The organism is Variovorax sp. AC103 (assembly GCF_979254005.1).
This window is the reverse complement of sequence record NZ_CEEDFC010000024.1, coordinates 40,290-47,223: the sequence shown is the minus strand read 5'-3', so window position 1 is coordinate 47,223 and position 6,934 is coordinate 40,290. Positions and strand designations below refer to the sequence as shown.

At 65.5% G+C, this 6,934-nt stretch carries 7 protein-coding genes and 1 tRNA gene; 4 read left to right on the top strand and 4 right to left on the bottom strand.

The features are described 5' to 3' along the window. A tRNA-Arg gene (locus AC0IYU_RS28020) sits at positions 1–77 on the top strand. A gap of 60 nt (positions 78–137) precedes the next feature. Further along, positions 138–713: a transcription elongation factor GreB gene (gene greB, locus AC0IYU_RS28015; protein WP_472123840.1), complete on the top strand. Its 576-nt coding sequence runs from the start codon at positions 138–140 to the stop codon at positions 711–713. Between the two features lie 12 nt (positions 714–725). On the opposite strand, the gene AC0IYU_RS28010 is transcribed toward greB, so the two are convergent. The 4 genes from AC0IYU_RS28010 to AC0IYU_RS27995 form a co-directional block, all read right to left on the bottom strand. Continuing rightward, the gene (locus AC0IYU_RS28010) at positions 726–2,981 is read right to left on the bottom strand and encodes a RelA/SpoT family protein (protein ID WP_435437077.1); all 2,256 of its coding nucleotides are present in this window, start codon (positions 2,979–2,981) and stop codon (positions 726–728) included. A 93-nt stretch (positions 2,982–3,074) separates the two neighbouring features. After that, complete coding sequence (gene rpoZ, locus AC0IYU_RS28005) at positions 3,075–3,278, bottom strand: DNA-directed RNA polymerase subunit omega (RefSeq protein ID WP_019656435.1); 204 nt, start codon at positions 3,276–3,278, stop codon at positions 3,075–3,077. 38 nt (positions 3,279–3,316) lie between these two features. Next, complete coding sequence (gene gmk / locus AC0IYU_RS28000; protein ID WP_435437078.1) at positions 3,317–3,937, bottom strand: guanylate kinase; 621 nt, start codon at positions 3,935–3,937, stop codon at positions 3,317–3,319. A gap of 11 nt (positions 3,938–3,948) precedes the next feature. Then, positions 3,949–4,872, bottom strand: coding sequence for a YicC/YloC family endoribonuclease (locus AC0IYU_RS27995; protein ID WP_435494788.1), 924 nt, complete (start codon positions 4,870–4,872; stop codon positions 3,949–3,951). Positions 4,873–4,963: 91 nt separating this feature from the next. Here AC0IYU_RS27995 and AC0IYU_RS27990 point away from each other — a divergent pair, with 91 nt between their 5' ends. Together AC0IYU_RS27990 and AC0IYU_RS27985 are read left to right on the top strand one after the other, a co-directional pair. Then, a complete protein-coding gene (locus AC0IYU_RS27990; RefSeq protein WP_435485104.1) occupies positions 4,964–5,971 on the top strand; it encodes a serine/threonine protein kinase in 1,008 nt (335 codons plus the stop codon). Between the two features lie 4 nt (positions 5,972–5,975). Further along, entirely contained in the window at positions 5,976–6,887 is a 912-nt protein-coding gene (locus AC0IYU_RS27985; protein WP_435485105.1) for a PP2C family protein-serine/threonine phosphatase, read from the top strand. Positions 6,888–6,934 lie beyond the last annotated feature (47 nt).

Genomic DNA, 6,934 nt, shown 5'->3' with positions numbered 1-6,934 from the left:
GCGGCTGTAGCTCAGTTGGATAGAGTACTTGGCTACGAACCAAGGGGTCGTGGGTTCAATTCCTGCCAGCCGCACCACTACATGAAAAGCCCGGAAGACGAATCTTCCGGGCTTTTTTCTTTTTGGAGGATTTTGCGTTGAGCAACGCATTCACCAAGGAAACGGATTCCGACGGAGACGATGACGGCGCCGATGGCGCTTTGCCGCCGCTGCCCGCGGGCAGCAGGAACTACATCACCCCCGACGGCTACGCGCGACTGCGCGACGAGTTGCTGCACCTGATGGACGAGGAGCGCCCGAAGATCGTCGAGACGGTGCACTGGGCCGCCAAGAACGGCGACCGCTCCGAGAACGGCGACTATCTCTACGGGAAGAAGCGCCTGCGCGAAATCGACCGCCGCATCCGCTTTCTCACCAAGCGCCTCGAGATCGCCGAGATCACCGACCCGTCGGTGCACCATGGCCGCGATCAGGTCTTCTTCGGCGCCACGGTCCGCTATGTCGATGAGACGGGCGATGAACGCAGCGTCACCATCCTCGGGATCGACGAGGCGGAGAGCGCGAACGCCCAGGTCAGCTGGATTTCCCCGATCGCGCGGGCGCTGCTCAAGGCGCGCGAGGGCGATGTGGTCAAGCTCGTCACGCCGGGCGGCGCGCACGAGATCGAAATTCTTTCGGTGAGTTACCCCGCGCCGCGCCCGGCCGCAGCCTAGAGAACGCAGGCCTCAGGGCGCGGGAACCGTGCGGGACGCCGTCAGCACCGACGCGGTCCGGCGCGCAGCGCGCAGCACGGCGTCCAGGTGCGTGCGGTCGCGCACGGCAATCACGAAGCGCAGGTCGGTCGAATCCTGCGGTGTTTCGTCGGCCATTTCCACGTGCGTGATGTCGGCCTCCGCATCGGCCAGCGTGGCCGCGACGCGAGCCAGCACGCCCTTGTCGTTGCGCACGGTGATGACCACGCCGGTTTCGAAGGGACGCGTGGGCTCGTCCGCCCACTCGACCGCGAAGAAGCGTTCGCTGTCCTTGTGGCGCAGACGCTGGCCGACGCCGCAGTCGTCGGTGTGCACCACCAGGCCTTCGCCATGCCCGAGATAGCCAACGATCTGGTCGCCCGGAATCGGGCGGCAGCACAGCGCAAAACGCACCGACGAGTTCTCGCTGCCGTCGAGCGTGACCGCGCCCTGGGACACGGTCTCGTGCGAGATGAAGCGCTCTCGGCTCAGCAGGACGGCGTCAGGCCGTTCGCCCAACTCGGAGAGCATGGAGACCAGCCGCTTCGCCACGATGCTCGCGATGCGTTTGCCCAGGCCGATGTCGGTCAGCAGTTCGGAGCGGGTGCGGTTGCCGGTGAAGCGCAGCAGCTTTTCCCACAATGGCTGGTGTTCGTCGTCGTTCTCCGGCAGCTTGCTCAACCCTTCGGCGCGCAGCGCCTGGGCCAGCAGCTTTTCACCCAGGCCTTCGGACTCGGTGTGCGCCAAGGTCTTCAGGTAGTGACGGATCTTGGAGCGCGCCCGCCCGGTTCGCACGAACCCGAGCCATGCCGGGTTGGGCGTCGACACGGGTGCCGTGATCACCTCGACCACGTCGCCGTTCTTGAGCTCGGTGCGCAGCGGCACCTGGTCGCCGTTGATGCGCGCGGCCGACGTGTGGTCGCCGATGTTGCTGTGAATGGCGTACGCGAAGTCGACCACCGTGGCACCGCGAGGCAGCGCCATGATCTGGCTCTTCGGCGTGAACACGTAGACCGCATCTGGAAAGAGGTCGACCTTGACGTGGTCCCAGAACTCCGCGGCGTCGCGCGTTTCGTCCTGGATGTCCAGCAGCGACTGCAGCCACTTGGTGCCCAGCCGGTCGTTGCTGGCCGCATTCGGTTCTGCCGCCTTGTACAGCCAGTGCGCCGCCACGCCGGATTCGGCCACCACGTGCATCGCCTCGGTTCGCAACTGGAACTCGACGCTCACGCCGGCCGGGCCCACCAGCGTGGTGTGCAGCGACTGGTAGCCGTTGAGCTTGGCGATCGCGATATGGTCCTTGAACTTGCCCGGCAGCGGCTTGTACATCTGGTGCAGGATGCCCAGACCGGTGTAGCAGGCGATCACGTTCGGCACGATCAGGCGAAAGCCGTAGATGTCGGTCACCTGGGCGAAGCTCAGGTGTTTCTCTTCCATCTTGCGGTAGATGGAATACAGCGTCTTTTCGCGGCCCGCGATCCGCAGCGTCATGCCGGCGCCGGCAAAGGCGGTCTCGACCTCGCGCTGCACCTTCTGGATCAGGTCGCGGCGGCGACCGCGTGCCTTGGCCACGGCCTTGGACAGCGTGGCGTAGCGCCAGGGCTTCATGTGCCGGAACGACAGCTCCTGCAGTTCGCGGTAGGTCTGGTTCAGCCCGAGGCGATGGGCGATGGGCGCATAGATCTCGAGTGTTTCGCGCGAGATGCGCGCCCACTTTTCCCGCGGCGCGTCGGCCAGCGTGCGCATGTTGTGCGTGCGGTCGGCCAGCTTGACCAAGATGACGCGCACATCGCGCGCCATGGCCAGCAGCATCTTGCGGAAAGATTCGGCCTGGTTTTCCTCGCGGGTGTTGAACTGCAGCTTGTCGAGCTTGGTAAGCCCGTCGACCAGTTCGGCCACCGGGGCGCCGAAGCGTTCGATGAGCTCAGGCTTGGTGACGCCGCAATCTTCGATGGCGTCGTGGAGCAGGGCCGCCATCAGCGCCTGCGCGTCGAGCTTCCATTCGGCGCATTGCGCCGCCACGGCGATCGGGTGGGTGATGTACGGCTCGCCGCTGTTGCGCAGCTGGCCGAGGTGGGCCTCGTCGGCGAAGCGGTACGCGCGCCGCACCAGGTCGGTGTCTTCGGGGCTCAGGTAGTCGAGGCGTGCCGTCAATGCGGCAAAGCTTGCGGCCGCCGCATTCAGCGCCGCCGGGCTCGGCTTCGGCGGGCCCTTGGGGGCTTGGGACTGATGTTTGGCAACCGCGCTCATGTCTATCACTTTAGCGTGACCGCTGTATGGACGCGTCCGGGCATAAAAAAAGCACCGCTTTGCGGTGCCTTTTCGTTGCAGGGCTGCGTCAGATCAGCCCGGCACCTTCTTGAGCATTTCGAGGCCGATCTTGCCTTCGGCGATTTCGCGCAGGGCGGTCACGGCGGGCTTGTTCTTGCTCTCGATCTTGGGTGCGTGACCCTGGCTCAGCATGCGCGCACGGTACGTCGCGGCCAGAACGAGCTGGAAGCGGTTCGGGATGTGGACGAGACAATCTTCGACGGTGATGCGGGCCATGATGAGAATCTTTCTGTCAGTGAGCGAGGGCTCGGATATCAGGGGATGTTCAGTGCGGCAAATGTGTCGGCACGCGCACGGCGCTGTGCGGAGTACCGAAGCCGCTGAGCGTGGACGATCGCCTTGAGATCGAAAAGCGCGCGCTCAAATAACTCGTTGATTATAACGAAGTCGAATTCCCCGGCCCGCGCCATCTCTTCAGCAGCGTTTTTCAGGCGCAGTTCGATCACCGAGGCACTGTCTTCGCCGCGCCGCTCGAGCCGCGATCGCAGTTCTTCCCAGCTCGGCGGCAGGATGAAGATCATCACCGCGTTGGAAAAGGTCTTGCGGATCTGCAGTGCACCCTGGAAGTCGATCTCGAGGATGACGTCCGCCCCCTGGGCGATCCGCTCCTCGATGGCCTTCTTCGACGTGCCGTACTTGTGCCCGTGCACATGGGCCCATTCCACGAAACCGTCGGCCACGATCATTGCGTCGAACTCCGACGGCGAGGCAAAGAAGTACTCGCGGCCGTGTTTTTCCTGGCCGCGTGGCGACCGGGTGGTGTGGGAAACCGAGGGCTGGACGGCCGAATCGAGCTCCATGAGCGCCTTGACCAGGCTCGACTTGCCGGCCCCGCTGGGCGCCGCGACGACGAAGATATTGCCGGGGTAGTCCATTCTTTCGCTCGTCATTCGATGTTCTGCACCTGTTCGCGCATCTGCTCGATCAGGACCTTCATGTCCACGCCGATGCGCGTGAGTTCCAGCGCGGCCGACTTGGAGCCCAAGGTGTTGGCCTCGCGGTGCAGCTCCTGGATCAGGAAGTCCAGGCGCTTGCCGACCTCGCCGCCCTTCTTGAGCAGGCGCTCGATCTCGTCGAGGTGCGAGTTCAGCCGGGTGAGCTCCTCGGCCACGTCGATGCGGATCGCAAAGGCGGTGGCCTCGGTCAGCGCGCGGTCCTGGGCGGCCTCGGGCAGGGTGCCTCCGGTGCCGGCCGTCAGGCCCATGGCCTCCTGCCAGCGCTCCAGGAAGCGGGTGCGCTGCTGTTCGACCAGTTGCGGCACCAGCGGGCCGGCCAGCAGCACCAGGGTGCGCAACTGGCCCAGGTGGGCGTCGAGCATCTTGGCCAGCCGCGCGCCTTCACGCTGGCGGGCCGACATCAGGCCGTCGAGCGCCTTGCCGGCCACCTCGAGCAGGTCGGTGCCCCAGTCCCCGCGGGCGGCGCTGTCGCCGCCGGCCAGGCGCAGCACGTCGGCCACGCTCAGCTCGCGGGCACCGGGCAACCAGGCCTTGACGGTGTCCTGCACCCCGTTGAGCCGCTGGAGCAGCTTGACGGAAGGCTCGACGACGCCGGCCTGGGCCGTGTTCTCGATGGCGGCGCGCACCTCGACCTTGCCTCGCTTGAGCTTGCCCGTGAGCAACTCGCGCAGCGCGGTTTCATGCTGTCGCAGTTCCTCCGGCAACTTGAAGGTGAGATCGAGAAAGCGGCTGTTGACCGAGCGGATTTCTACCCCAAGCCGACCCGCGGCGGGAGGCCGTGCTTCGGCTTCGGAGTGGCTGCCTGCGGACCCGTTTTGGCCGCTGGCGTAGCCGGTCATGCTGTAAACTGGCATTGCGCCTCACTGTGGTTTTGCTTGCATGCACCGAGGCGTCGGCACGGCGTTCGCTTGCCGCACCATCGCCTTCGGGCGAAACTCCCGGATTATGTCAAAGGTCAAGCCTACCCCCCTGCTGCCCGATACGGTCATTGGCGGATATCGCGTGATTCGCCGGCTTTCAGCGGGCGGTTTCGGCGTTGTCTACCTTGCCATCGACTCGAGCGGCCAGCAGGTGGCCATCAAGGAATACCTGCCTTCGTCGCTGGCCACCCGCGGGCCCGGTGAATTGAACCCGCAGGTGCCCCCCGAGAAGCTCTCGCTCTACCGGCTCGGCCTGAAGAGCTTTTTCGAGGAAGGCCGCTCGCTCGCCCAGATATCGCATGCCTCGGTGGTCAGCGTGCTCAACTTCTTTCGCGAGAACGAAACCGTCTACATGGTCATGAACTACCTGGAGGGCGCGACCCTTCAGGATTTCGTGGTCACCGCGCGCGACCTGAAAAAGCAGAAGGTGTTCCGCGAGTCGACCATCCGCTCGCTGTTCGACGAGATCCTGCGCGGCCTGCGCATCGTCCACCAGTACAAGATGCTGCACCTGGACATCAAGCCAGCCAACATCTTCGTCACCGACGACGACCGCGCCGTGCTGATCGACTTCGGCGCCGCGCGCGAAGTGCTCAGCAAGGAAGGCATCTTCATCCGCCCGATGTACACGCCCGGCTTCGCGGCCCCCGAGATGTACCGCCGCGATTCCTCGATGGGCCCGTGGACCGACATCTACGCCATCGGCGCCTGCATCTACGCCTGCATGCAGGGCTACCCGCCCAACGACGCGCCGCGGCGCATCGAGAAAGACCGCCTCAGCCTGTCGCTGTCGCGCCTGCGCGGCGTGTACTCCGACAACCTGATCGAAGTGGTCGAGTGGTGCATGTCACTGGACCCGCTGTCGCGCCCGCAGTCCGTCTTTGCGCTGCAGAAGGAGCTCAGCCGCGAAGGCGAGCGCCGCTACACCAAGCTCACGGTGGGCGAGAAAGTGCGCCTGTCGATCGACAACATCCGCTCCTTCGACAAGAAGAGCCTGCCCAAGGCTGTAGCGCCCACCACGCGCCCCGCATGACATCATGAAATTTTCCGTCTTCCAGGTCAGCCGCAAGGGCGGCCGTGTCAAGAACGAAGACCGCATGGGCTATTGCTACACGCGGGAGTCGGGCCTGTTCGTGCTGGCCGACGGCATGGGTGGCCATCCGGAAGGCGAAGTTGCGGCGCAGCTCGCGCTGCAGACCATAGCCGCGCTCTACCAGCGCGAGGCGCGCCCGACCGTGAAGGACGTGAAGGCGTTTCTCGCCGAATCGGCCATGGCCGCGCACCAGCAGATCATGCGGTACGCCAGCCACAAGGCCATGCTCGATACGCCGCGCACCACCGTGGTGGCTGCCGTGCTGCAGAACTCCACCGCCACCTGGATGCACTGCGGCGACTCGCGCCTGTACGTCGTGCGCGACGGCCGCCTGCTGGTGCGCACGCGCGACCATTCGCACGCCGAGCGCCCCAAGCCGCACGGCTCCGACGCGCCCGTCAACCGCAACCTGCTGCTGACCTGCCTGGGCTCGCCGACCACGCCGCTGTTCGACATCTCGGCCCCGCTGCCCCTGCAGCGCGGAGACCGCATCATGCTGTGCTCCGACGGCGTCTGGGGGGTGCTGGACGATGCGCTCATCGTGCACACGCTGTCCTCGGGCAAGCCCGTGTCCGACGCCGCCCCCGACCTCGCCGAAATGGCGCTGCGCAAGGGCGGCGCGCACAGCGACAACGTCACGCTCATCGCGCTCGAATGGGAAATGCCCGACACCGTCGCCGGCGACGACCGCAGCGGCGTGTCCACCGAAACCATCGAAGACGGCGTGTTCGCCTCGACCATCCAGGCCGGCATGCCCTCCGACAGCGAGATCGACGACCTCGACGAAGACGCCATCGAGCGCTCCATCGCCGAGATCAACGAAGCCATCCGACGCTCCGCCGCACGCAAGACCTGAATACGCGCACGCGCGCGGCCTTTTCTTTTTTCCTTTCCGGTTTCAAA

Bases quoted from the DNA above. Each gene is read 5' to 3' on its own strand.
- AC0IYU_RS27985 (WP_435485105.1), top strand. From the start codon at position 5,976: ATGAAATTTTCCGTCTTCCAGGTCAGCCGCAAGGGCGGCCGTGTCAAG.
- rpoZ (WP_019656435.1), bottom strand. From the start codon at position 3,278: ATGGCCCGCATCACCGTCGAAGATTGTCTCGTCCACATCCCGAACCGC.
- AC0IYU_RS27990 (WP_435485104.1), top strand. From the start codon at position 4,964: ATGTCAAAGGTCAAGCCTACCCCCCTGCTGCCCGATACGGTCATTGGC.
- gmk (WP_435437078.1), bottom strand. From the start codon at position 3,937: ATGGACTACCCCGGCAATATCTTCGTCGTCGCGGCGCCCAGCGGGGCC.
- AC0IYU_RS27995 (WP_435494788.1), bottom strand. From the start codon at position 4,872: ATGCCAGTTTACAGCATGACCGGCTACGCCAGCGGCCAAAACGGGTCC.
- AC0IYU_RS28010 (WP_435437077.1), bottom strand. From the start codon at position 2,981: ATGAGCGCGGTTGCCAAACATCAGTCCCAAGCCCCCAAGGGCCCGCCG.